General features: G+C 71.8%; 18 protein-coding genes. 16 read left to right on the top strand and 2 right to left on the bottom strand.

Annotated elements, in window-relative coordinates; all coding sequences use genetic code 11:
• The first annotated feature begins 2 nt into the window (after nucleotides 1–2).
• The 10 genes from gatA to ACIP2X_RS17770 all read left to right on the top strand — a co-directional run bounded on the left by gatA (nucleotide 3) and on the right by ACIP2X_RS17770 (nucleotide 11,280).
• The gene (gatA, locus tag ACIP2X_RS17725; protein ID WP_401673622.1) at nucleotides 3–1,496 is read left to right on the top strand and encodes an Asp-tRNA(Asn)/Glu-tRNA(Gln) amidotransferase subunit GatA; all 1,494 of its coding nucleotides are present in this window, start codon (nucleotides 3–5) and stop codon (nucleotides 1,494–1,496) included.
• Nucleotides 1,493–1,732, top strand: a complete 240-nt coding sequence (locus ACIP2X_RS17730) for a hypothetical protein (RefSeq protein ID WP_365452781.1) — start codon at nucleotides 1,493–1,495, stop codon at nucleotides 1,730–1,732. The genes gatA and ACIP2X_RS17730 overlap by 4 nt, the downstream gene beginning before the upstream one ends.
• A 16-nt stretch (nucleotides 1,733–1,748) precedes the next feature.
• Nucleotides 1,749–3,263 (top strand): Asp-tRNA(Asn)/Glu-tRNA(Gln) amidotransferase subunit GatB, encoded by a 1,515-nt coding sequence (gene gatB, locus ACIP2X_RS17735; RefSeq protein WP_401673625.1) that lies wholly within the window; start codon nucleotides 1,749–1,751, stop codon nucleotides 3,261–3,263.
• Between the two features lie 84 nt (nucleotides 3,264–3,347).
• Nucleotides 3,348–3,782 (top strand): hypothetical protein, encoded by a 435-nt coding sequence (locus tag ACIP2X_RS17740; RefSeq protein WP_401673627.1) that lies wholly within the window; start codon nucleotides 3,348–3,350, stop codon nucleotides 3,780–3,782.
• Between the two features lie 193 nt (nucleotides 3,783–3,975).
• Nucleotides 3,976–6,234, top strand: coding sequence for an MMPL family transporter (locus ACIP2X_RS17745; protein ID WP_401673630.1), 2,259 nt, complete (start codon nucleotides 3,976–3,978; stop codon nucleotides 6,232–6,234).
• Nucleotides 6,212–6,787 carry a GNAT family N-acetyltransferase gene (locus ACIP2X_RS17750; RefSeq protein ID WP_401673632.1) on the top strand — a complete coding sequence of 192 codons (576 nt, stop codon included), beginning with the start codon at nucleotides 6,212–6,214 and terminating at the stop codon, nucleotides 6,785–6,787. The genes ACIP2X_RS17745 and ACIP2X_RS17750 overlap by 23 nt, the downstream gene beginning before the upstream one ends.
• A 35-nt stretch (nucleotides 6,788–6,822) precedes the next feature.
• Complete coding sequence (locus ACIP2X_RS17755; protein WP_401673635.1) at nucleotides 6,823–7,389, top strand: hypothetical protein; 567 nt, start codon at nucleotides 6,823–6,825, stop codon at nucleotides 7,387–7,389.
• A 195-nt stretch (nucleotides 7,390–7,584) separates the two neighbouring features.
• Complete coding sequence (locus tag ACIP2X_RS17760) at nucleotides 7,585–7,770, top strand: hypothetical protein (RefSeq protein ID WP_401673638.1); 186 nt, start codon at nucleotides 7,585–7,587, stop codon at nucleotides 7,768–7,770.
• A 194-nt stretch (nucleotides 7,771–7,964) separates the two neighbouring features.
• Nucleotides 7,965–11,033, top strand: coding sequence for an AAA family ATPase (locus ACIP2X_RS17765; RefSeq protein WP_401674494.1), 3,069 nt, complete (start codon nucleotides 7,965–7,967; stop codon nucleotides 11,031–11,033).
• 37 nt (nucleotides 11,034–11,070) lie between these two features.
• Nucleotides 11,071–11,280 (top strand): DUF6191 domain-containing protein, encoded by a 210-nt coding sequence (locus tag ACIP2X_RS17770; RefSeq protein WP_401673640.1) that lies wholly within the window; start codon nucleotides 11,071–11,073, stop codon nucleotides 11,278–11,280.
• Here ACIP2X_RS17770 and ACIP2X_RS17775 read toward each other — a convergent pair.
• Nucleotides 11,277–12,476, bottom strand: a complete 1,200-nt coding sequence (locus ACIP2X_RS17775) for a PQQ-dependent sugar dehydrogenase (RefSeq protein ID WP_401673642.1) — start codon at nucleotides 12,474–12,476, stop codon at nucleotides 11,277–11,279. The genes ACIP2X_RS17770 and ACIP2X_RS17775 overlap by 4 nt on opposite strands.
• A 156-nt stretch (nucleotides 12,477–12,632) precedes the next feature.
• Nucleotides 12,633–13,631, bottom strand: a complete 999-nt coding sequence (locus tag ACIP2X_RS17780) for an aldo/keto reductase (protein WP_401673644.1) — start codon at nucleotides 13,629–13,631, stop codon at nucleotides 12,633–12,635.
• A 76-nt stretch (nucleotides 13,632–13,707) separates the two neighbouring features.
• On the opposite strand from ACIP2X_RS17780, the gene ACIP2X_RS17785 reads away from it, so the two are divergent.
• The 6 genes from ACIP2X_RS17785 to serA all read left to right on the top strand — a co-directional run bounded on the left by ACIP2X_RS17785 (nucleotide 13,708) and on the right by serA (nucleotide 23,689).
• Nucleotides 13,708–14,658 (top strand): 2-hydroxyacid dehydrogenase, encoded by a 951-nt coding sequence (locus ACIP2X_RS17785; RefSeq protein ID WP_401673646.1) that lies wholly within the window; start codon nucleotides 13,708–13,710, stop codon nucleotides 14,656–14,658.
• 417 nt (nucleotides 14,659–15,075) lie between these two features.
• Entirely contained in the window at nucleotides 15,076–18,117 is a 3,042-nt protein-coding gene (locus ACIP2X_RS17790; RefSeq protein ID WP_401673648.1) for a putative bifunctional diguanylate cyclase/phosphodiesterase, read from the top strand.
• Nucleotides 18,118–18,354: 237 nt separating this feature from the next.
• The gene (locus tag ACIP2X_RS17795; protein WP_401673651.1) at nucleotides 18,355–20,205 is read left to right on the top strand and encodes an acetolactate synthase large subunit; all 1,851 of its coding nucleotides are present in this window, start codon (nucleotides 18,355–18,357) and stop codon (nucleotides 20,203–20,205) included.
• A 21-nt stretch (nucleotides 20,206–20,226) separates the two neighbouring features.
• Nucleotides 20,227–20,751 (top strand): acetolactate synthase small subunit, encoded by a 525-nt coding sequence (ilvN, locus tag ACIP2X_RS17800; protein ID WP_401673653.1) that lies wholly within the window; start codon nucleotides 20,227–20,229, stop codon nucleotides 20,749–20,751.
• A 120-nt stretch (nucleotides 20,752–20,871) separates the two neighbouring features.
• The gene (ilvC, locus tag ACIP2X_RS17805) at nucleotides 20,872–21,870 is read left to right on the top strand and encodes a ketol-acid reductoisomerase (RefSeq protein WP_401673656.1); all 999 of its coding nucleotides are present in this window, start codon (nucleotides 20,872–20,874) and stop codon (nucleotides 21,868–21,870) included.
• Between the two features lie 229 nt (nucleotides 21,871–22,099).
• On the top strand, nucleotides 22,100–23,689 hold the full coding sequence (serA, locus tag ACIP2X_RS17810) for a phosphoglycerate dehydrogenase (RefSeq protein WP_401673658.1): 1,590 nt from the start codon (nucleotides 22,100–22,102) through the stop codon (nucleotides 23,687–23,689).
• Nucleotides 23,690–23,725 lie beyond the last annotated feature (36 nt).

Consider the following 23,725-nt stretch of genomic DNA (forward strand, 5'->3'; position numbering starts at 1 on the left):
GCATGACGGACATCATCAAGCTGACCGCGGCCGAGACCGCGGCGAAGATCGCCTCCGGCGAGCTGACCGCCGTCGAGGTCACCGAGGCGCACCTGGCGCGGATCGAGGCCGTCGACGAGAAGGTCCACGCCTTCCTGCACGTCGACCGCGAGGGCGCCCTCGCCCAGGCGCGTGCCGTGGACGCCAAGCGCGAGCGCGGCGAGAAGCTCGGCCCGCTGGCCGGCGTGCCGCTCGCGCTGAAGGACATCTTCACCACCGAGGGCGTGCCCACCACGGTCGGCTCCAAGATCCTCGAGGGCTGGATCCCGCCGTACGACGCGACGCTCACCAAGCGGCTGAAGGCCGCCGACGTCGTCATCCTCGGCAAGACCAACATGGACGAGTTCGCCATGGGGTCCTCGACCGAGAACAGCGCGTACGGTCCCACCGGCAACCCCTGGGACCTGACCCGCATCCCGGGCGGCTCCGGCGGTGGCTCCTCGGCGGCGCTCGCCTCCTACCAGGCCCCGCTCGCCATCGGCACCGACACCGGCGGCTCCATCCGCCAGCCGGCCGCCGTCACCGGCACGGTCGGCGTCAAGCCCACCTACGGCGCCGTCTCGCGCTATGGCATGGTGGCGTTCTCGTCCTCCCTCGACCAGGGCGGCCCCTGCGCCCGTACGGTCCTGGACGCGGCGCTGCTGCACGAGGTGATCGCCGGGCACGACCCGATGGACTCCACCTCGATCGACGCGCCGGTCCCGCCGGTCGTCGAGGCCGCTCGCAACGGCTCGGTCGCCGGGATGCGCGTCGGTGTCGTCAAGCAGTTCCGCGGCGAGGGCTACCAGGCCGGCGTCATCCAGCGCTTCGACGAGTCGGTCGAGCTGCTCAGGGAACTGGGTGCCGAGATCGTCGAGCTGGACTGCCCGTCGTTCGACCTGGCGCTGTCGGCGTACTACCTGATCGCCCCGTCCGAGTGCTCCTCCAACCTCGCCCGCTTCGACGGCCTGCGCTACGGCCTGCGCACCGGCGACGACGGCAGCCACTCCGCCGAGGAGGTCACCTCGCTCACCCGCGAGGCCGGCTTCGGTCCCGAGGTCAAGCGGCGCATCATGCTCGGCACCTACGCCCTGTCGAGCGGCTACTACGACGCGTACTACGGCTCGGCGCAGAAGGTCCGCACCCTCATCACGCAGGACTTCGAGAAGGCCTTCGAGCAGGTCGACGTGATCGTCTCCCCGACGACGCCGACCACCGCCTTCGCGATCGGCGAGCGCGCCGACGACCCGATGGCGATGTACCTCGCCGACCTGTGCACCATCCCGACCAACCTGGCGGGCAACGCGGCCATGTCGCTGCCCTGCGGACTCGCCCCGGAGGACAACCTCCCGGTCGGGCTGCAGATCATCGCCCCCGCGATGCAGGACGACCGTCTGTACAAGGTGGGCGCCGCCGTCGAGGCCGCCTTCGTGGAAAAGTGGGGGCACCCGCTTCTCGAGGAGGCTCCGTCGCTGTGAGTGCACTGACCAAGGCCAAGGGCTTCAAGAAGTCCAAGTCCGGTACGTACCTGTCCATGGCCGCCACCGCGTTCGGCGCGATCGGCGTGGCCAAGCAGATCAAGAAGGCCCGCGCCGAGAGCGACACGCTGCGGCTCGTCGACGCCGTCGTGACCGCCGCAGGTGTCGTGACCGGCCTCGCCATGCTCTACCGCGAGCTGAAGCGGCTGGGCGACGACGACGTCCTGCTGGGCTGAGAGGGAAGTTTTCACCGTGACCACCACGACCGACCTGGTGTCGTACGAGGACGCGCTGGCGTCGTACGACCCCGTCATGGGCCTTGAGGTCCATGTCGAACTCGGCACCAGGACCAAGATGTTCTGCGGCTGTTCGACCGCGCTCGGCGCCGACCCGAACACCCAGACCTGCCCCGTCTGCCTCGGCATGCCCGGCGCGCTCCCGGTCGTCAACGCGACCGGCGTCGAGTCCGCCATCAAGATCGGCCTCGCGCTGCACTGCGAGATCGCCGAGTGGTGCCGCTTCGCCCGGAAGAACTACTTCTATCCGGACATGCCGAAGAACTTCCAGACCTCCCAGTACGACGAGCCGATCGCCTTCAACGGCTACCTCGACGTGCAGCTGGAGGACGGCGAGACCTTCCGGGTGGAGATCGAGCGCGCCCACATGGAGGAGGACACCGGCAAGTCGACGCACGTCGGCGGTGCCACCGGCCGTATCCACGGCGCGTCCCACTCCCTGCTCGACTACAACCGCGCCGGCATCCCGCTGATCGAGATCGTCACCAAGCCGATCGTCGGTGCGGGCGAGCGCGCTCCCGAGGTAGCCCGGGCGTACGTGCGTGAGCTGCGCGAACTGATCCGTGCGCTCGGCGTGTCCGAGGCCCGCATGGAGATGGGTCAGATGCGCTGCGACGTCAACCTGTCGCTGATGCCCAAGGGCGCCGGCAAGTTCGGCACCCGCAGCGAGACGAAGAACGTCAACTCGCTGCGGTCCGTGGAGCGTGCGGCCCGCTTCGAGGTCCAGCGGCACGCGGCCGTGCTGTCCTCCGGCGGCACGATCGTGCAGGAGACCCGCCACTTCCACGAGGACACCGGGTCCACCACGTCGGGCCGGGTGAAGGAGGAGGCCGAGGACTACCGGTACTTCCCGGAGCCCGACCTCGTCCCGGTCGCCCCCTCCCGCGAGTGGGTCGAGGAGCTTCGCGCCGGTCTGCCCGAGCTGCCGTTGGTGCGCCGCAACCGGCTCCGCGACGACTGGGGTGTCTCCGCCACCGAGATGCAGGCGATCCTCAACGCCGGCGCGCTGGAGCCGATCGTCGCCACGATCGAGGCCGGCGCCGACGCCGCGTCCGCCCGTAAGTGGTGGATGGGCGAACTGGCCCGCAGCGCCAACGAGTCGGGCAAGGCGCTCGACGAACTGGCGATCACGCCCGCGCAGGTCGCTCGGGTCACCGAGCTGGTGACCACCGGCGACCTGAACGACAAGCTGGCCCGCCAGGTCATCGAGGGCGTCCTCGCGGGCGAGGGCACCCCCGACGAGGTCGTCGACAAGCGCGGCCTGAAGGTCGTCTCCGACGAAGGCGCGCTCGGTACGGCCGTCGACGAGGCCATCGCCGCGAACCCGGGCGTCGCGGACAAGATCCGCGGCGGCAAGGTGGCCGCGGCCGGTGCCCTGGTCGGCGCGGTCATGAAGGCCACCCGGGGGCAGGCCGACGCGGCCCGCGTCAAGGAGCTGATCCTTCAGAAGCTGGGTGTCGCCGAAGGCTGAGGCGGCGTGTGAGCGGGGGGCGTGGCGATCTTGCCGCGCCCCCCGCTCATGTGTGCGGGTGCTCGCCCGCTACGCTCGCCCGCCATGAGTGGACGTGCTGATTCCGAGACGCCCCCCGAGGCGGCACAGGGCCCTGTCGAGCCCGTACAGGACGCCGAGGGCCCCGAGGACGCCGAGGACGCCCAGGATCCCGAAGACGCCGAGGACGACGGCAGCACGGACGACGGCGAGGACGACGGCCAGGACGACGCCGAGGACGACGGCGATCCGCTGGAGGAGGCACGGCGGGCCCGCTGGACCGCTGCCGGAACGGGCGGGCTGCTGGCCGCCGTCGGGACCGCCGCGTCCGTGCTGCGGGCCGCGGGCACCGCCCCGGCGCTCGTACCGGCCGCCTACGCCCTCGGAGCGGCCGTCTGCGCGGGTGCCGCCGTGCTCGGGTCGCGAGGGCGCACCCGGCGTGCGCTGTGGCTGCTGGTGGGCGGAGTGACGGTGATGGCGCTCGGGGACCAGTTCGACTGACGGCTGACGGAGTGCAAGCGATTGTCCTGTGAGCTGTCTCCCATTCCTGTGAATAAACGCACGAAATCACCCAACGATCACTTCGCCCTGTAACAGTGGCTTTGCATTGCTCATGCGTTCTTTGCGGGCCGTTCAGCACATGGACGACTGTTCCCGGTCAAAGATCCACAAGTCACATCTTGGGAGCACGTTCGTGGCAGCCCTAGCCCGGTGGTGTGTTCGGAACCGTTTGGCCACGGTTCTCCTGTGGCTCCTCGCCTTCGGCGGGGTGACCGCAGCCGCCGCCGTGGCCGGAACGGCGTACTCGAACGACTACCAGGTCCCCGGCACCGAGTCGGACAGGGCGGGGCAGCTGCTGAAGGAGGGCTTCCCCGACCTGGGCGGCGCCGCCGGAACGGTCGTCTGGCACACCCCGTCCGGCACGGTACGCGCCGCCGACGTCGAGCAGACGATGACCCGCGCGCTCCAGTCCATGGCCCAACTGCCCGGCGTGGCCGCCGTGGTGAGCCCCTACGACGGTCAGGGCGCGGGCCAGATCAGCGAGGACGGGCGTACGGCGTACGCGGCCGTCGCCTTCGACGACCAGCCGGAGAACATCGACGAGTCCGAGGCCGGGGCCGTCGTGGCCATCGCCGAGGACGCCGAGGCCGAGGGGCTCCAGGTGGAGCTGGGGGGCAGTGCCCTCGGGCTCACCGACTCCTCCGGCGGCCATCTCGCCGAGATCGTCGGCGTCGCCGTCGCCGCGGTCGTGCTGTTCGTCGCCTTCGGCTCGCTGGTCGCCTCCCTGCTGCCGATCGCCACCGCGCTGATCGGCGTCGGCACCGCGTACGCCGGGATCGGTCTGCTCGGGCACGCCATGACCGTGGCCGACTTCGCGCCCGTGCTGGGCGTGCTGATCGGGCTCGGCGTGGGCATCGACTACGCGCTCTTCATCGTCACCCGGCACCGGCGCGGACTGAAGCGCGGCCTGAGCGTCGCCGAGGCGGCGACCGCGGCCGTCACCACCACGGGGCGGGCCGTGGTGTTCGCGGGTGCGACCGTTTGCATCGCGCTGCTGGGGATGCTGATACTCCGGCTCGGCTTCCTCAACGGCGTCGCCGTGGCCGCCTCGCTGACGGTGATGCTCACCGTCGCGGCCTCCGTGACGCTGCTGCCCGCACTGCTGTCCTTCGTCGGGACCCGCGCGCTCAGCCGCCGTGAACGCCGCCGCCTGGAGGAGCACGGCCCCGAACCCGAGCTGCCCACCGGATTCGCCGCCCGCTGGTCCGCCTTCGTCGAACGGCACCCCAAGAAGCTCGGCGCCGTCGCGCTCACGCTCATCACCCTGCTCGCCCTGCCCACCCTCTCGCTCCGCCTCGGCACCTCCGACCAGGGCAACAATCCCGAGTCGACGACGACCAGGCAGGCCTACGACCTTCTCGCCGAAGGCTTCGGACCCGGCGTCAACGGCCCCCTCACCCTCGTCACCAAGATCTCCGGCGCCGAGGACCGGCTCGCCGCCGACGGACTCGGCAGCGCCCTGCGCGGCACCGAGGGCGTCGCCGCCGTGACCCCGGTGATGTTCGACTCCGGCGGCCGGACGGCGTACCTCACCGTCGTACCCGAGTCGTCCCCGCAGTCCGAGAGCACCAGCGAGCTGGTCGACCGGCTGCGCACCGAGGTGCTGCCACGCGCCGAGGCCGGCACCTCGCTCGACGTGCACGTCGGAGGCGTCACCGCCGGCTACGACGACTTCGCCGAGGTCATCGTCGACAAGCTGCCGCTGTTCGTCGGTGTCGTCATCGGCCTCGGCTGTGTGCTGCTGCTGCTCGCCTTCCGGTCCGTCGGCATACCGCTGAAGGCCGCCGCGATGAACGTCGCCGCCGTCGCCGCCTCGTTCGGGGTGGTCGTCGCGATCTTCCAGTGGGGCTGGGGCAGCGATCTGCTCGGCCTCGGCCGGGCGGGTCCGATCGAACCCTTCCTCCCCGTGATCATGGTGTCGGTGCTCTTCGGGCTCTCCATGGACTACCAGGTGTTCCTGGTGAGCCGGATGTACGAGGAATGGCTGGAGACCGGCGACAACCGGCGGGCCGTGCGGATCGGCCTCGCCGAGACCGGCCGGGTGATCAACTCCGCCGCGGTCATCATGATCTCGGTCTTCCTCGCCTTCGTGCTCAGCGGCGACCGCGTGATCGCCATGTTCGGCATCGCGCTCGCCGCGGCCGTCGCCCTGGACGCCTTCGTGCTCCGCACCCTGCTGGTGCCGGCGATCATGCACCTGCTCGGCGGCGCCAACTGGTGGCTGCCCCGCCGGCTCGACAAGTACCTGCCCCGGATAAGCATCGAGCCGCCCGAGTGCCGGGCCGCGCAGGGAAACCTCCCGGACGTCGACGGCGAACGTGAGAAGCTCACGGACGTCGTGGACGTACTGGAGAAGGAGCGGCGTTCGGATGTACGCGATACCCCTGGGTGACGACGGAGCCAGGCTGCGCCCCTTGGAGCCCTGGCACGCCGAGGAGTTCCTCGCCCACCTGGAGCGCGGACGGGACTTCATCACCGAGCACATCCCGTTCGGCTCCAAGGCCACCGACCACGACTCGGCCCGCGGCCTCCTCCAGTCGTACGCCGACAAGCGCGCCGCCGACAGCGGCTCCCTGCACGGCCTGTGGCTGGACGGCAAGCTCGTCGGCGGCGTCCTCTTCCGCGTCTTCGACGCCGCCACCGGGGTCTGCGAGATCGGCTGCTGGCTGGAGCCGGCGGCCACCGGACGGGGCCTGGTCACGCGCGCCTCCCGGGTCCTGATCGACTGGGCGTTCGACGAGCGCGGCATGCACCGCGTGGAATGGCACGCGGCCTCCGGCAACACCGCCAGCATCAACGTGGCGCGACGACTGGGCCTGACCCGCGAGGGCGTGCTGCGCGAGACCTTCCCGTGGCGGGGCGTGCGGCAGGACTACGAGATCTGGGCGGTGCTGGCGCCGGAATGGCCCGCGGCACGCGCGCGTGACGCGCACAGCGATCATTAAGGAACCTCTCAGACAGCGTCCGTACGGTGCGGGGCATGGCTACCAAGACTGTGGACGAGACCCCCGCCGAGAGCGCTGCCGGGACCGGGGCGAAGACCGACGAGGAACGGGTCGCGACGGCGGACGCCACCGCCACGCAGGACGACAGCACCCCCGCCGAGGACGGTGACGAGCGGCCCGGAGCGGCGCCCGCCGGACCGAGCGGCCCCACGGGCGTCGGCCAGGGTGCCGGTGCCGTCGTCTCCGCCGCGCTCGGCCTCGTCTCCCTCACCGGCAGCTGGGTCGGCACCGTGGCCTCCGCGCGCGAGTCGCTGATCGGCCAGATGCAGACCTCGCAGTCCGCCGGCGTGGCGACGATGGTCAAGGAGGGCTACGGCGACGCCTGGGCCGCCAACGCCCTGTGGGCCGGTGTGTTCGCGCTGGCCGCGCTGATCGCCGGTGTCGTGGTCCTCGCCCGCCCCGCGTTCGGCGCCCCCGGCGCGCCGCAGGCGCCGTGGATCAAGTCGGTCGCCTGGGGAGGCGTCTCCCTCGGCGTGATCGGTCTGCTCCTGGCCGTCCTGAAGTACACCGGCGTCCTGCTCGGGCTGCCCGCCGCGAGCTGAATACCCGCAGTTCCTGAGGGGTCTTAGGCCGCGCGTGAGGCACTTACGCGCGCCCTGGGACCCCTCACCCGCGTCTAAGGCCCCGCCCGCGCCGAAGGATGCGGAACTCTCCCGATGTGGCGGACCCCCCTGGGAGACCAAGGTGGAGGCATCGCGTCAGGCGATGACAACCACCGATTCCCAGGGGGAGACGAGATGTTCGAGTACGAGCTGTCCCAGGCGCGCTCCGCCGACCTGCTCCGCCGGGCCGAGCAGGAGCGCATGGCCCGCGAGGCCGTCCGCCTCGCCCGCGCCGCCCGCCACGAAACCGCGCCCCGCACCGGGCGCGGCGAGTCGCATACCGGCGGCACGCGACGGCACCGGTCTCCACGGGCCGCCTGAGCACGGGGGGCGGGGCTTCCGTGGCCGTGGCCGGGAACGGGGGAGCGCCTGCGCGCGGGGCGGCGGGGGGCCGGGTGACCGGCCCCCGCCGTCCCGCGCTCGCGTCCCGTGCGGAGACCGGCGTCCGCGACCGGCCCGCGCGAACGCCGCGCCACCTGCCGAAAACCGGTGCCGGGTTGTCGGACCCCCGTGCGATGCTCGGGGGCGTGGAGACCAGGTCCGTCAGTCCGGTGTTCGTCGGTCGCGCCGAGGAGTTGGCGACGCTGCGCGACGCGCTCGCCCGTGCCGCCGCGGGCGAGCCGCAGGCATTGCTGCTGGGCGGTGAGGCCGGCGTCGGAAAGACCCGCCTCGTCGAGGAGTTCGCCACCGCGGCGGTCGGCGCGGGTGCGGTGTTCGCCCTCGGCGGCTGTGTCGAGATAGGCGCCGACGGGCTGCCCTTCGCCCCGTTCTCCACCGCGCTGCGCGCACTGCGCCGCGAGCTGCCCGCGGAGCTCGCGGCCGCGGCGGCCGGCCAGGAGGAGGAACTGGCCCGGCTGCTGCCCGAGTTGGGGGACGCGGGCGCGCGCCGCCACGACGAGGAGGGCATGGCCCGTCTCTTCGAGCTCACCGCCCGCCTGCTGGAGCGGGTCGCCGCCCGCCGCACAGTCGTCGTCGCCCTGGAGGACCTGCACTGGGCCGACGCCTCCACCCGCCATCTGCTGGCCTATCTCTTCCGCACCCTGCGCACCGGCCGCCTCGTCGTCCTCGCCACCTACCGCTCCGACGACATCCACCGCCGCCACCCGCTGCGCCCCCTGCTCGCCGAACTCGACCGGCTGCGCACGGTCCGGCGCATCGAGCTGCCCCGCTTCAACCGCGAGGAGGTGGCCCGCCAGATCGCCGGCATACACGCCGCCGAACCCGAACCGACCAAGGTCGACGCGATCTTCCAACGCTCCGACGGCAACGCCTTCTTCGTCGAGGAACTGGCCGTCGCCGCACACGAGGGTTCCTGCAACGGCCTCACCGACTCGCTGCGCGATCTGCTCCTCGTCCGCGTGGAGGCGCTGCCCGAGAGCGCCCAGCGGGTCGCCCGGATCGTCGCCGAGGGCGGCTCCACCGTCGAGTACCGGCTGCTCGCCGCCGTGGCCGGGCGGCCCGAGGACGACCTGATCGAGGCGTTGCGCGCCGCGGTGAACGCCAACATCCTGCTCGCCGCCCCCTCCGGTGACGGCTACCGCTTCCGCCACTCCCTGGTCCGCGAGGCCGTCGGCGACGACCTGCTGCCCGGTGAGCGCTCCCGCCTCAACCGCCGCTACGCCGAGGCACTGGAGGCCGACCCGAGCCTCGTCCCCGCCGACCAGCGGGTGGCCCGCCTGGCCAGCTACTGGTATCAGGCGAACGACGCCGCGAAGGCCCTGCCCGCCGTCCTCGCCGCCTCCGTCGCCGCCCGCCGCCGCGACGCCTACTCGGAGCAACTACGGCTCCTGGAGCGCGCGATGGAGCTCTGGGACGCCGCCCCCGCGGACGTGCGGGCCGGGCTGCGCCCCGTCGACTACACCGCCTCCTACCCGCCCTGTGGCTGCGACCCCGCGACCACCCCGCTGCGCTATCTCGACCTGATGGCCGAGGCGGCCGTCGCCGGCCGCTTCTGCGGCGAACGCGAACGCGCCATGAAGATCACCCGGCGGGCGCTGAGCATCCTGGAGGAGGACGACGACCCGCTGCGCGCCGCCTGGTTCTGGACCCAGCGCTCCCGGCTCGTCCAGGCCCTGGCCCGGGGCGACGGCTGGCAGGAACTGGCCACCGCGCAGGACCTGCTGCGCGGGCTGCCGCCCTCCGAGGTGCACGCCGAGGTCCTCACCAACGTCGCCAACTGGTCGATGCTGCACCAGCCCGGCCCCGAGGCCCTCGCCGCCGCCGAGCGGGCCGTGCAGTACGCGCGCATGGTCGGCACCCGCGAGATAGAGCTCAACGCCCGCCTCACCCTCGGCGTCCTCACCGCCGACGCGGGCGACGTGGAGGCGGGCCTCGCCGAGATGTACGAGGTCAAGGAACGCTCCCTCGAGGAGGGCTTCCCGTATGTCGCCGGACGCGCCTACGTGAACCTGCCCGCCGGGCTCGAAGCCATCGGCCGCTCCCGGGAGGCCGCGCCGCTGCTGGAGGAGGGCGCCGCCTTCGCCCGCCGGTTCGGTCTCCTCGACACCGAGGCCTGGGTGTGGTCCAACCTCTCCGAGTCGCTCGGCAACCTCGGCCGCTGGCAGGAGGCCGAGCAGGCCGCGCAGAACGTCTTCCGGCACGGACGCAGCGCCAAACCCCAGGGTTCCGGCGCCATATGCCTGGCGCAGCTCGCCCTGGGGCGGGGCGAGTTGGCCGAGGCCAGGCGCCAACTGGATGCCGCCCAGGCCGCGTTCGGCTCGCACGACCCCATGCCCCAGCAGTGGCTGCCGATGGCCGCCGTGGCCGTCGGCATCGCCGCCTCGCAGGGCCGCCTCCTCGACGCCCGCGCGGAACTCGGCGCCGCCCTCGACGCGGGCACCCCGCCCGGCACCCAGCAGTACGGCTGGCCGCTGCTGGTGGCCGCCGCCACCGCCGAGGCCGACGCCCGTGCCCTGCCCGCCGCCGAGCAGGGCCGCGCCGAGACGCTCGACCGGATCCTCACCGCCGTCAAGGCACTCACCGCCAGGGCGCCCCTCTGGCTCGCCCACGAGCAGTGGGTCCGCGCCGAACTCCAGCGCGCCGAGGGCAACGACACCCCCGACACCTGGACGCCGGTCGTCACCGCCTTCGAGCAGCTGGAGCGCCCCTACGACCTCGCCCGCGTCCGCCACCGCCTCGCCGGGGCGCTGCTGGCCACCGACGCCGCGGACCACCGCGACCGCGTCACCGAGCTGCTGCGCCTCGCCCACGCCGTCGCCGACCACCTCGGGGCCCGCCCCTTGACGGACGCGGTCACCCTGCTCGCCCAGCGCGCCCGCCTGAGCCTGGCACCGGGCCCCGGGCCGAAACCGGTCGCGGACCCCGCCGAGGCGCTGGGCCTCACCACCCGCGAGCGCGATGTGCTCCGCCTGGTCTCCAACGGCCGCACCAACCGCCAGATCGCCGAGGAACTCTTCATCTCCCCGAAAACGGCCAGCGTGCACGTCTCCAACATCCTCGCCAAGCTCGGCGTCTCCGGCCGGGGCGAGGCGGCGGCGGTGGCGCACCGGCTGGGCCTGTTCACCTCCGGCACGCCCTCGACGCCCACGGAGCCCGCGACGCCGACAGCGCGCACGGCGGGCTGAGGCTTACGCTGAAGCGGACCCGGCCGAGGGAGGCCCCGTGTTCAACCTCTTCGAGGAACTGTTCGCACCCGGCCGCAAACACACCCGCGACGAGCAGAACCGCCTGGAACTGACCCGGGAGGACGTCGGCGACAACGACCCGGGCCGCGGCCCGATAGATCTCGCCTCCGGGAAGGTGGTCGTCCGGTCCCCGGAGCCTTCGCAGCCCCCTCGGGACGAGGAGCCGGACCCGAAGGAGCGGCGCTAGCTCACCTCGAGCTCCAGAATCCGGTCGTCCCCGGCCTCCGGGGACCCCCGGCCGTCGGTCTCGCTCGTCGTCAGCCACAGCCTGTCGCCACCCGCCGCGAGGACCGTGCGCAGCCGGCCGTGCTCGCCCTCCAGGAAGGCCTGGGGATCGGCCGAGGCCTTTGTGCCGTCGAGGGGGATGCGCCACAGGCGCTCCCCGCCCAGACCCGCCATCCAGACCGAGCCTGCGGCGTAGGCGATGCCGCTGGGGGAGGACTCGTCGGTGCTCCACTGGGCTGTCGGGTTGCGGTAGCGCGAGTCGTCGGACCTGCCTTCCACCTCCGGCCAGCCGTAGTTGCCGCCGGGCTCGATCGCGTTCAGCTCGTCCCAGGTGTCCTGGCCGAACTCCGCGGCGAACAGCCGCTGCTTGCTGTCCCAGGCGAGGCCCTGCACATTGCGGTGGCCGTACGAGTAGACCGTCGAGTCGGGGAACGGGTTCCCCGGGGCCGGCTCGCCCTCCGGGGTCATGCGCAGGATCTTGCCGCCGAGCGACTTCCTGTCCTGCGACAGGCCCTCCTCGCCGCTCTCTCCCGTCCCCGCGTACAGCATCTTGTCCGGACCGAAGGCGATCCGGCCGCCGTTGTGGATGAAGCCCTTGGGGATGCCACGGAAGATCGTGTCCGGGGCGCCCAGCTGCTCACCGGCGGGCTTGTCACCGTCGTAGAGCATGCGCACGATGCGGTTGTCCGAGGCCGAGGTGAAGTACGCGTAGACCATGTGGTCGGAGGCGTACTCCGGCGAGAGGGCGATGCCCAGCAGACCGCCCTCGCCCTCCGGTGACACGCCGGGCACCTCACCGAGCTCGGTCTTCTTCCCCGTCTCCGTGTCGACGCGCGTGAGCGTGCCCTCGTCGCGGGAGGAGACCAGCAGGTCGCCGTCGGGCAGCGCGGCCAGGCCCCAGGGGCTCTTGAGGCCCTCGGTGACCGTGCGCACGACCTTCACCGTGCCCTTCGCCGGCGGGGTCTCCTCCGCGGGCTGCCCGGAGGGGTTCGCCTGCGCCGTCGTACGACTCGGCGCGGTGCCGTCCGCGGGCCCGCCCGCCCCGTCGTCGGAGGAGCAGCCGGCCGTGAGCAGGAGGGTGGCCGTGGCCAGGACGGCCGTCACAGCTCGACGTTGCACGATCATGGTCCCTTCGACGCGGCGAGTTCTCCTTGTCATACACCGCTCGCGCCTCACAGGTTCCCGGTCCCGGGATCCCGAACCGAGGACGACGCCGGCGAATCACGAAGCAGCAGGTCAGGAGCGCTTCGCCGGCAGATCAGGGCAGATCAGGGCAGAACCGGAAGCGGCCCCCGACCCGGTCCTTCCCGGACCTCAGTCCCAGGACCCCTGCGCCCGCGGCAGCCCCGACACCTCCGCCAGGTCCTGCTCCGTCAGGGCCACCCGCTCCGCCCCGGCGTTCTGAGTCACCCACCGTTCGCGCTTCGCCCCCGGCACCGGCACCACGTGCCGTCCCTGGGCCAGCACCCAGGCCAGAGCCACCTGGGCCGGGGTGACCTCCGCGCCGTGGCGGGCGGCCACGCGGCGCAGGCCCGCCACTATCGGCTGGTTCGAGGCCATCATCTCCGCCGTGAAGCGCGGGTGGCGGGCGCGCATGTCGTCCGGTTCGAAGCCCTCGCCCGGGGTCAGCGTGCCGGTCAGAAAGCCGTTGCCGAGCGGCATCGCGGCCAGGAAGCCGATGCCGCGCGCCTCGCACCAGGGCAGCAGCGACCGCAGCGCCTCCGGCGACCACACCGACAGCTCCGCCTCGACCGCGCTCACCGGAAAGACCTGCTGCACCCGCTGCAACTGACGGATCGTGGCGTCGTGCAGCCGCGTCCCGGACCGGCGTCCGCCCAGGGCGGCCATGGCGCACAGCCCCAGCGCCCGCACCTTCCCGGCCCGCACGAGTTCCGCCATCGCGCCCCAGGTCTCCTCGACGGGGACCTCCGGATCCGCCCGGTGGAGCTGGTAGAGGTCGATCACGTCGGTCTGCAATCGCCGCAGGGAGGCGTCGCAGGCGCGCCTCACGTACCCGGGACGGCCGTTGGCAACGATGTGCTGCTCGCCCACCAGCAGCCCCACCTTCGTCGACACGAAGGCGTCGGACCGCCGCTCCTTCAGCACCCGCCCCAGCAGGAGTTCGTTGGTGAAGGGCCCGTACATGTCGGCCGTGTCCAGCAGCGTCGAGCCCAGATCGAGCGCCCGGTGCACCGCTCTGAGCGACTCGTCGCCCCGTTGCCGTGACGTGCTGTACGCCCAGCTCATCGGCATGCACCCGAGTCCGACGGCCCCCACACCGAGCGCCGCCGCGCCGATCGTCCTGCGCTCCACCTGCCCGTGACCCTCCCTCTCCTGGCCCCCCAACCTAACCTCCGCCCGACCCCGCGCCTCACTTAGCCTCATGACCATGACTGCTGACGTGTGGCTGCCCATCCCGCCCCAGGAGATCGAGGGACTCCCGGACGGGCCGACCTACCGCTTCTGGAACGCGGGCGAGACGTTCCCCGCGGACCCCGCCGACTGCGCCTTCTACGTCGTCCCCTACATGACGCCCTCCGAGGTCGCCGTACGGCCACTGCCCCGGATGACCTCGGTGGAGGTCGTGCAGACGCTCACCGCCGGAATGGATCATGTCGAACCGGGGCTGGGACACCTGCGCCCGGGGGTGCGCGTGTGCAACGCGCGCGGTGTGCACGAGGCGAGCACCGCGGAACTCGCGCTCACCCTGACCCTCGCCTCGCTGCGCGGGATCCCGGACTTCGTCCGGGCGCAGGACAGGGAGGAGTGGCGCAGCGGTTTCCGGCCGGCGCTCGCCGACAAGCACGTGCTCATCGTCGGCTACGGCTCGATCGGCGAGGCCATCGAGGACCGGCTCACGCCCTTCGAACTCGCGCGGGTGGCGCGCGTCGCGCGCTCAGGGCGCACCACGGCGCGCGGTCCCGTGCATCCGCTCACCGAACTGCCCGCGCTGCTCCCCAAGGCGGACGTCGTGATCCTCTCCACGCCGCTGACCGAAACCAGCCGGGGCCTCGTGAACGCCGAGTTCCTGGAGCGGATGAAGGACGGCGCGCTGCTCGTGAACGTCTCGCGCGGGCCGGTCGTGGACTCCAAGGCGCTGCTCAGCGAGCTGGAGAGCGGCCGGATCACCGCGGCCCTCGACGTCACCGACCCGGAGCCGCTCCCCGCCGGACACCCCCTGTGGCAGGCGCCCGGCCTGCTGATCAGCCCCCATGTCGGCGGCCCCACGTCCGCGTTCCTGCCGCGCGCCAAGAGGCTGCTCGTGGACCAGTTGCACCGTTTCGTGAACCGGGAGCCGTTGCGCAACGTGATCCTTACGACGGGCGCGAAGGATGCGTAGGACGGTCGGCGTGGGCGACGTGTGACCTGACTCGGGCACCCTCCGCAATCGTGCGGACGCGGTCCGTTCCACGTTCTCGCTGGTGGTCACGGAGCGTAGAGAAGCTATGTCCCTGAGTGACGAGACTGGTGTATCGTCCCGACAGGGGCTGCGCCGCGCACCGTTCGGCGCCGGGGATGGACGTTTCAGACTGCGAGGGGGGCGACGGGCGATGCACGGCCTATGGACGAACGATCCGACGAGGCGGGGCCGCCGACGGCGGCCCTGGCGCACGGCCACGCGACGGCGGGGCCGGCACGCCGGCCACGGCGATTACCACAGCCACCACCACCGCAGGCCCAACAGCCGCAGGCAGCAGGCTCAGTGCGCGCCCCGGGACCCACGGGACCCGGGCGTGGTACGGACCGGGAGGCCCCGGTGAATGCGCCCGCGCCGCCCACGACCACCCTCGACCAGGCGCTGCGACGGCATCCCGCGCCGGGCGCCCTGCTGCCCCGGCCGCCGGCCACCCGCGGCGGGTCGAGCATGTACCAGCAACTCGTCCTGGCCCTGCTCTGCGCGGGCTACGCCGTCGGCGCCGCGGTCGGCTGGGGTTCGCCCCATCTCGCCCTCGTCATGGGCGACTTCGGGCTGGCGGCCGCGGCCGCCGCGGCCGCCGTGTCGTGCTTCGTCTACGCCCACAGCCGCCGCGTCCGGTTCCGCTCCGGCTGGCTGCTGTTCGCCCTCTCGTCGGCGATGGCCGCCCTGGGCAACGGGGTCTGGGGCTGGTACGAGGTCGTCCTGGGACTGCCCGTGCCCAGCCCCAGCTACGCCGACGTGTTCTTCCTGTGCTTCGCGCCGCCCGCGATCGTGGGGCTGCTGGTCCTCGCCAAGCGGCCGGTGTCCAAGGCGGGCTGGGTCTGCCTCTCCCTGGACGCCTGGCTGATCGGCGGCTCCCTGGTCACCCTGTCGTGGAGCCTCGCGCTCGCCCAGGCGGCCAAGGGCGGCGGCCCCGGCGTGGCGCACACCGCGCTGTCGCTGGCGTACCCGCTGCTGGACATCGCGCTGGTCAGCATGGTGCTGGCGCTGCACTTCCGGCGCTCGGGGGCCAACCGCTCCGCGGTGAACACCGCGATCGGCGCGCTCGCCCTGACCGTGATGTGCGACGCCCTGTTCACCTCGCCGCTGCTGCACAACAACTACCACTCGGGCCAGCTGCTGGACGCGGGCTGGTTCGCGGGCTCGCTGCTCCTGGCGTACGCCCCCTGGGCCACCACGCGCCCCGGGCAGCCCGGCGAGGAGCCCTCCGCGCGCGTGGAGCACGAGCACGTGCCGGGGCAGCGGGGGAGCGCCCCGGCGCCCCCGCCCGCGCAGCAGGGCGAGCACAGCCGCTACCCGGCCAACCGGCCGCTCACCGGCTCGCTGGCCGCCCTCACGCCGTACCTCGCCGCCGCCGTCTGCACGCTCGGGATCCTCTACAACGTGCTCAACGGCCGCAGCGTGGACCGCGTCGTGCTGCTCACCGGCGGCACGGTCGTGCTCGCGCTGGTGGTGCGCCAGGGGATCATGCTGCTCGACAACATCACCCTCACCCAGGAACTGGCCCAGAAGGAGAACCACTTCCGTTCCCTGGTGCAGGGCTCCAGCGACGTCATCATGATCGCCGCGCCCAACGGCATCCTCCGCTACGTCTCCCCGGCCGCCGCCGGGGTCTACGGACGCCCCGCGGAGGACCTGGTGGGGAGCGAACTGGCCGAGCTCATCCACCCGGAGGACCTGGGCTGCGTGGTGCACGAGGTGCGCCGCTTCCTCGCCGCCAGCCCTCAGGAGGAGCCCACCACGCGGATCGAGTGCCGCTTCCGGTCCGGTGAGGGAGGCTGGCTGAACGTCGAGTCGACCGTGAACAGGCACCACGGCGGCCTGATCTTCAACAGCCGGGACGTCACCGAGAGGGTCCGCCTGCAGGCGCAGTTGCAGCACAACGCCGAGCACGACCCGCTCACCGACCTGCCCAACCGCGCGCTGTTCACCAAGCGGGTCCAGCAGGCCCTGTCCGGCCGCCGCAGCACCGACCGCGGCGCCGCCCTGCTGGGCACGGCCGTGCTCTTCATCGACCTGGACGGGTTCAAGGCCGTCAACGACACGATCGGGCACCAGGCCGGGGACGAGCTGCTCGTCCAGGCCGCGCGCAGGCTCCAGGAGGCGGTCCGCAAGGGCGACACCGCGTCCCGGCTGGGCGGCGACGAGTTCGCGGCCCTGATCGTCGGCGACGGGGCCCGGGACCGGGCCGCCCGTGAACGGCACATCCTGGAGCTCGCCGACCGCCTCAGGGTGACGCTGTCGCAGCCCTACCTCATCGACGGCAACGATGTCCGTGTCGCCGCGTCCATCGGCGTGGCCTTCGCCGAACCGGGTCTCGGCGCGGGCGAGCTGCTGCGCAACGCCGACCTGGCGATGTACCGCGCGAAGTCGGCCGGAAAGGGCCGCGTCGAGCTGTACAAACCGCAGATGCAGCAGGACGTCGTACGCAAGGCCGAGCTGGCCACCCGGTTGCGGGCCGCGCTGCACGACGGCGAGTTCACGCTGCTGCACCAGCCGGTGGTGCGCCTGGAGGACGGCCGCATCACGGCGGTCGCCGCGCAGGCGCGGTGGCGGTCCTCGCAAGGGGTGCTGTTCACGCCCGCCGAGTTCCTGCGGGTGGCCGACGACGGCGACCGGACGGCCGAGCTGGGCCGCTGGGTGCTGGAGGAGGCCATCGAGCAGGCCGCGGAACGCGCCGCGACCGGCCACGCCGTGCCCGTGGCCGTCCGGATGGCGGCCCGCCGGCTGCTGGACCGGTCGACGCCCCTCGGCTCCGTCGAGGCGCTGCTGACCCGGCACGGACTGCCGTCCGGCGGCCTGGTCGTCGAACTGTCCGACATCGATGCCAAGATCTGCCTGGAGGATCTGGAGCGCCGCCTGGGCGCACTGCGCAGGCTCGGCATCCGGATCGCGCTGGACGCCTTCGGCGGCGGCTGCCCGGCCGTCACGGCGCTCCGCCGGCTTCCGCTGGACGTGCTGAAGATCGACCGGGGACTGGTCGAGGGCGTCGTCGAGTCCGCCCGGCTGCACAAGATCACCAGCGGGCTGCTGCGTATCGCCGGCGATCTCGGACTGCAGTCCGTGGCGGACGGCGTGGATGTGCCCGAACAGGTCGTGGCCCTGCGCGCCATGGGCTGCACGCACGGGCAGGGCATGGCGTTCTCCGGGGCCCTCGACGAGTACCGGCTGCGCAGGGCGCTCGGTTCCGGCCATTGTCCGGTGCCGCACGGACCGGCCGAACCCGCGTTCGCGGGCGGCGGGCCGGGCGGCTATCCCGGCGGCGTGACCACGGTCTTCGGAGGTGGCGCACCCGTGACCACCTCCGTCACCACACCTGTCGCCACACCCCTCACCACCCCGTTGCGCTCACATGATGAGACTCCCGTCCCACCTACTTGACAGTGGGTGCGCGCCGGGGGGAGGGTCAGTTCCATGCGCACCCGAATTCTCGTACTTGGACAGCGCGTCGGCTGAGCTGGGACCCACCGGAGGACGATCCGGGACACCCAGCGACGACACCGGCGCGCTCCCCTCGCTTGCCTTACGGCACGAGGGGTTTTTTGTTGCACAGGCACCTGCCGTACCGCAGTCGTAGACCGTACAAACCTCGCAAAAACCCTCAGCATCGAGAAGAGAATGCCGATGACCGAGCAGGCCACCGGGGCCCATCACCCGCAGCCGCGGCCCCGATCCGGAGGACAGTCCGCCCCCGAGCACGTCACGGGCGCGCAGTCCCTCATCCGCTCTCTCGAGGAGGTCGGCGCCGACACGGTATTCGGCATTCCCGGCGGGGCGATCCTCCCGGCGTACGACCCGCTCATGGACTCCGGCAAGGTCCGCCACGTGCTGGTGCGGCACGAGCAGGGTGCCGGCCACGCCGCCACCGGCTACGCGCAGGCCACCGGCCGGGTCGGCGTCTGCATGGCGACGTCGGGACCCGGCGCCACCAACCTGGTGACGCCGATCGCCGACGCGCACATGGACTCCGTGCCGCTGGTCGCGATCACCGGCCAGGTCGCCTCCAAGGCGATCGGCACGGACGCCTTCCAGGAGGCGGACATCGTCGGCATCACCATGCCGATCACCAAGCACAACTTCCTGGTGACCAAGGCCGAGGACATCCCGCGGGTGATCGCGCAGGCGTTCCACATCGCCTCCACGGGCCGCCCCGGACCGGTCCTGGTCGACATCGCCAAGGACGCCCTCCAGGCGCGCACCACCTTCTCCTGGCCGCCCACCATGGACCTGCCCGGCTACCGCCCGGTGACCAAGCCGCACGCCAAGCAGATCCGTGAGGCCGCCAAGCTGATCACCTCCGCCAGGCGGCCGGTGCTGTACGTCGGCGGCGGCGTGCTCAAGGCCAAGGCCACCGCAGAGCTGAAGGTCCTCGCCGAGCTCACCGGCGCGCCCGTCACCACCACCCTGATGGCGCTCGGCGCGTTCCCCGACAGCCACCCGCTGCACGTGGGCATGCCCGGTATGCACGGCGCGGTCTCCGCCGTCACCGCCCTGCAGAAGGCCGACCTGATCGTGGCCCTCGGCGCGCGCTTCGACGACCGCGTCACCGGCAAGCTGGACAGCTTCGCCCCGTACGCCAAGATCGTGCACGCCGACATCGACCCGGCCGAGATCGGCAAGAACCGCGAGGCCGACGTGCCGATCGTCGGTGACGCGCGTGAGGTCATCGCCGACCTGGTCCAGGCCGTGCAGAAGGAGCACGCGGAGGGCCACCGGGGCGACTACGAGGCCTGGTGGAAGGACCTCAGCCGCTGGCGCGACACCTACCCGCTCGGCTACGACCAGCCCGAGGACGGCTCGCTCTCCCCGCAGCAGGTCATCGAACGCATCGGCCGGCTCGCTCCCGAGGGCACGATCTTCGCGGCCGGCGTGGGCCAGCACCAGATGTGGGCCGCGCACTTCATCCAGTACGAGAACCCCGCCACCTGGCTGAACTCCGGGGGTGCGGGGACGATGGGGTACGCCGTCCCGGCCGCGATGGGCGCCAAGGCGGGCGCGCCCGACCGCACCGTCTGGGCGGTCGACGGCGACGGCTGCTTCCAGATGACCAACCAGGAGCTCACCACCTGCGCCCTGAACAACATCCCGATCAAGGTCGCCGTCATCAACAACGGCGCCCTCGGGATGGTCCGCCAGTGGCAGACCCTCTTCTACAACCAGCGGTACTCCAACACCGTGCTGCACTCCGGCCCCGACGACGTCAATCCCGGGGCCCGGGGCACCCGCGTCCCCGACTTCGTGAAGCTGTCGGAGGCCATGGGCTGCTACGCCATCCGGTGCGAGGACCCCGCCGACCTCGACAAGGTGATCGAGGAGGCGAACTCGATCAACGACCGGCCCGTCGTCGTGGACTTCATCGTGCACGAGGACGCGATGGTGTGGCCGATGGTCGCCGCCGGCACCTCCAACGACGAGATCCTCGCCGCCCGGGACGTCCGCCCCGACTTCGGCGACAGCGAAGACGACTGAAGAGAGAGCTGAGTCAAGAACATGTCCAAGCACACGCTCTCGGTCCTGGTGGAGAACACGCCGGGCATCCTGGCCAGGATCGCCGCCCTGTTCTCCCGCCGCGGCTTCAACATCGACTCGCTCGCGGTCGGCGTCACCGAGCACCCCGACATCTCCCGCATCACGATCGTGGTGAGCGTCGACGACCTGCCGCTGGAACAGGTGACCAAGCAGCTCAACAAGCTGGTCAACGTCCTGAAGATCGTCGAGCTGGAGCCGGCCCAGGCCGTGCAGCGCGAACTCGTCCTGGTGAAGGTGCGCGCCGACAACGAGACGCGCTCCCAGATCGTCGAGATCGTCCAGTTGTTCCGTGCCAAGACCGTCGACGTCTCCCCGGAGGCCGTCACCATCGAGGCCACCGGCAGCAGCGACAAGCTGTCCGCCATGCTCAAGATGCTGGAGCCGTACGGCATCAAGGAGCTGGTCCAGTCCGGCACGATCGCGATCGGCCGCGGAGCGCGTTCCATCACGGACCGCTCGCTGCGCGCGCTCGACCGATCGGCGTGACGATGTGAGACGGGCGGCCCGCCCGACACGGGCCGCCCGTATGGCGAGACCCCGAACCTTCCCCTCCCTCCGCCGTCATACGGTGGGACGCAACATCTGCACTCCAAGGAGAGACCCAAAGTGGCCGAGCTGTTCTACGACGCCGACGCCGACCTGTCCATCATCCAGGGCCGCAAGGTCGCGGTCATCGGTTACGGCAGCCAGGGCCACGCCCACGCCCTGTCGCTGCGTGACTCGGGTGTCGACGTGCGCGTCGGTCTGCACGAGGGCTCCAAGTCCAAGGCCAAGGCCGAGGAGCAGGGCCTGCGCGTGGTCACCCCGGCGGAGGCCGCCGCGGAGGCCGACGTCATCATGATCCTGGTCCCGGACCCGATCCAGTCCCAGGTCTACGAGGAGTCCATCGCCCCGAACCTGAAGGACGGCGACGCGCTGTTCTTCGGTCATGGCTTCAACATCCGCTTCGGCTTCATCAAGCCCCCGGCCGGTGTCGACGTCTGCATGGTCGCCCCCAAGGGCCCGGGCCACCTGGTGCGCCGTCAGTACGAGGAGGGCCGCGGCGTTCCCTGCATCGCCGCCGTCGAGCAGGACGCCACGGGCGACGCGTTCGCGCTGGCCCTGTCGTACGCCAAGGGCATCGGCGGCACCCGCGCCGGTGTCATCAAGACGACCTTCACCGAGGAGACCGAGACCGACCTGTTCGGTGAGCAGGCCGTCCTCTGCGGTGGCACCACCGCCCTGGTGAAGGCCGGTTTCGAGACGCTGACCGAGGCCGGCTACCAGCCGGAGATCGCGTACTTCGAGTGCCTGCACGAGCTGAAGCTGATCGTCGACCTCATGTACGAGGGCGGCCTGGAGAAGATGCGCTGGTCGATCTCCGAGACCGCCGAGTGGGGCGACTACGTCACCGGCCCGCGGATCATCACCGACGCCACCAAGGCCGAGATGAAGAAGGTCCTCGCCGAGATCCAGGACGGGTCCTTCGCCCAGGCCTGGATGGACGAGTACCACGGTGGTCTGAAGAAGTACAACGAGTACAAGCAGCAGGACTCCGAGCACCTGCTGGAGACCACGGGCAAGGAGCTGCGCAAGCTGATGTCCTGGGTCGACGAAGACGCGTGAGCCGCGGGCGACAGGGCCGGAGCACCGCGCTCCGGCCCCGTTGTCCAACCCGTCGAACCACGGACGGGTGATCCTTCCGCGGAGGCGCAGGACGACCCAGGCAGCGCCACTACACTGCCGTATACATACGCGTCGGGCCCACAGCGTCGTGCGTCTTCCACGCGGCTAGCACCCTCCACCGCCTGCGGCCGTCGGGACGGCCGTCCGCATTGGACTTGTGAGGACTCACGTGAGCGCGAAACCCGTAGTACTCATCGCCGAAGAGCTGTCGCCCGCCACCGTGGACGCACTGGGACCGGACTTCGAGATCCGGCACTGCAACGGAGCCGACCGGGCCGAACTGCTCCCCGCCATCGCCGAGGTCGACGCGATCCTGATCCGCTCCGCCACCAAGGTGGACGCCGAGGCCATCGCCGCCGCGCACCGGCTCAAGGTCGTCGCACGAGCCGGCGTCGGCCTGGACAACGTCGACGTCTCCGCCGCCACCAAGGCCGGCGTGATGGTCGTCAACGCCCCCACCTCGAACATCGTGACCGCCGCCGAGCTGGCCTGCGGTCTGCTGCTGGCCACCGCGCGCAACATCCCGCAGGCCAACGCCGCGCTGAAGAACGGCGAGTGGAAGCGCAGCAAGTACACCGGCGTCGAGCTCGCCGAGAAGACCCTGGGCGTGGTGGGCCTCGGCCGTATCGGCGCGCTCGTCGCGCAGCGGATGTCCGCCTTCGGCATGAAGGTCGTCGCCTACGACCCCTACGTGCAGCCCGCGCGCGCCGCGCAGATGGGCGTCAAGGTGCTGTCGCTGGACGAGCTGCTGGAGGTCTCCGACTTCATCACCGTCCACCTGCCCAAGACCCCCGAGACGCTCGGCCTGATCGGTGCCGAGGCGCTGCGCAAGGTCAAGCCGAGCGTGCGGATCGTCAACGCCGCGCGCGGCGGGATCGTGGACGAGGAGGCGCTGTACTCGGCGCTGAAGGAGGGCCGCGTCGCCGGCGCCGGCCTCGACGTGTACGCCAAGGAGCCCTGCACGGACTCGCCGCTGTTCGAGTTCGACCAGGTCGTCTCCACCCCGCACCTCGGTGCCTCCACCGACGAGGCGCAGGAGAAGGCCGGTATCGCCGTCGCCCGGTCGGTGCGGCTCGCCCTCGCCGGTGAGCTGGTCCCCGACGCGGTGAACGTCCAGGGCGGCGTGATCGCCGAGGACGTCAAGCCGGGGCTGCCGCTGGCCGAGCGGCTCGGCCGGATCTTCACCGCGCTCGCCGGTGAGGTGGCCGTGCGGCTGGACGTCGAGGTCTACGGCGAGATCACCCAGCACGACGTGAAGGTGCTGGAACTCTCGGCGCTGAAGGGCGTCTTCGAGGACGTCGTCGACGAGACGGTCTCCTACGTCAACGCCCCGCTGTTCGCCCAGGAGCGCGGCGTCGAGGTGCGGCTGACGACCAGCTCGGAGTCGCCGGACCACCGCAACGTCGTCACCGTGCGCGGCACGCTCGGCGACGGCGAGGAGGTGTCGGTCTCCGGCACGCTCGCCGGTCCCAAGCACCTGCAGAAGATCGTCGCGGTCGGTGAGTACGACGTGGACCTCGCGCTCGCCGACCACATGGTCGTGCTGCGGTACGAGGACCGCCCGGGTGTCGTCGGCACCGTCGGACGGATCATCGGCGAGGCCGGCATCAACATCGCCGGGATGCAGGTCGCTCGCGCGGCGGTGGGCGGCGAGGCGTTGGCCGTGCTGACCGTCGACGACGCGGTGCCCACGGGAGTGCTGGCCGAGGTCGCCTCGGAGATCGGGGCGACGTCCGCTCGTGCGGTGAACCTCGTCTGAGGCTGCCGTCCCCGGGGGCTGCCGTCCCCGGGCCCC

The sequence above is a fragment of the Streptomyces sp. NPDC089424 genome (assembly GCF_044749345.1).
Classification (GTDB): domain Bacteria; phylum Actinomycetota; class Actinomycetes; order Streptomycetales; family Streptomycetaceae; genus Streptomyces.

Coding starts and splice junctions, on each gene's coding strand:
- ilvN (WP_401673653.1), top strand. CDS start 20,227: ATGTCCAAGCACACGCTCTCGGTCCTGGTGGAGAACACGCCGGGCATC.
- ACIP2X_RS17775 (WP_401673642.1), bottom strand. CDS start 12,476: ATGACAAGGAGAACTCGCCGCGTCGAAGGGACCATGATCGTGCAACGT.
- ACIP2X_RS17750 (WP_401673632.1), top strand. CDS start 6,212: ATGTACGCGATACCCCTGGGTGACGACGGAGCCAGGCTGCGCCCCTTG.
- ACIP2X_RS17795 (WP_401673651.1), top strand. CDS start 18,355: ATGCCGATGACCGAGCAGGCCACCGGGGCCCATCACCCGCAGCCGCGG.
- ACIP2X_RS17785 (WP_401673646.1), top strand. CDS start 13,708: ATGACTGCTGACGTGTGGCTGCCCATCCCGCCCCAGGAGATCGAGGGA.
- ACIP2X_RS17755 (WP_401673635.1), top strand. CDS start 6,823: ATGGCTACCAAGACTGTGGACGAGACCCCCGCCGAGAGCGCTGCCGGG.
- gatA (WP_401673622.1), top strand. CDS start 3: ATGACGGACATCATCAAGCTGACCGCGGCCGAGACCGCGGCGAAGATC.
- ACIP2X_RS17740 (WP_401673627.1), top strand. CDS start 3,348: ATGAGTGGACGTGCTGATTCCGAGACGCCCCCCGAGGCGGCACAGGGC.
- ACIP2X_RS17760 (WP_401673638.1), top strand. CDS start 7,585: ATGTTCGAGTACGAGCTGTCCCAGGCGCGCTCCGCCGACCTGCTCCGC.
- ACIP2X_RS17765 (WP_401674494.1), top strand. CDS start 7,965: ATGCTCGGGGGCGTGGAGACCAGGTCCGTCAGTCCGGTGTTCGTCGGT.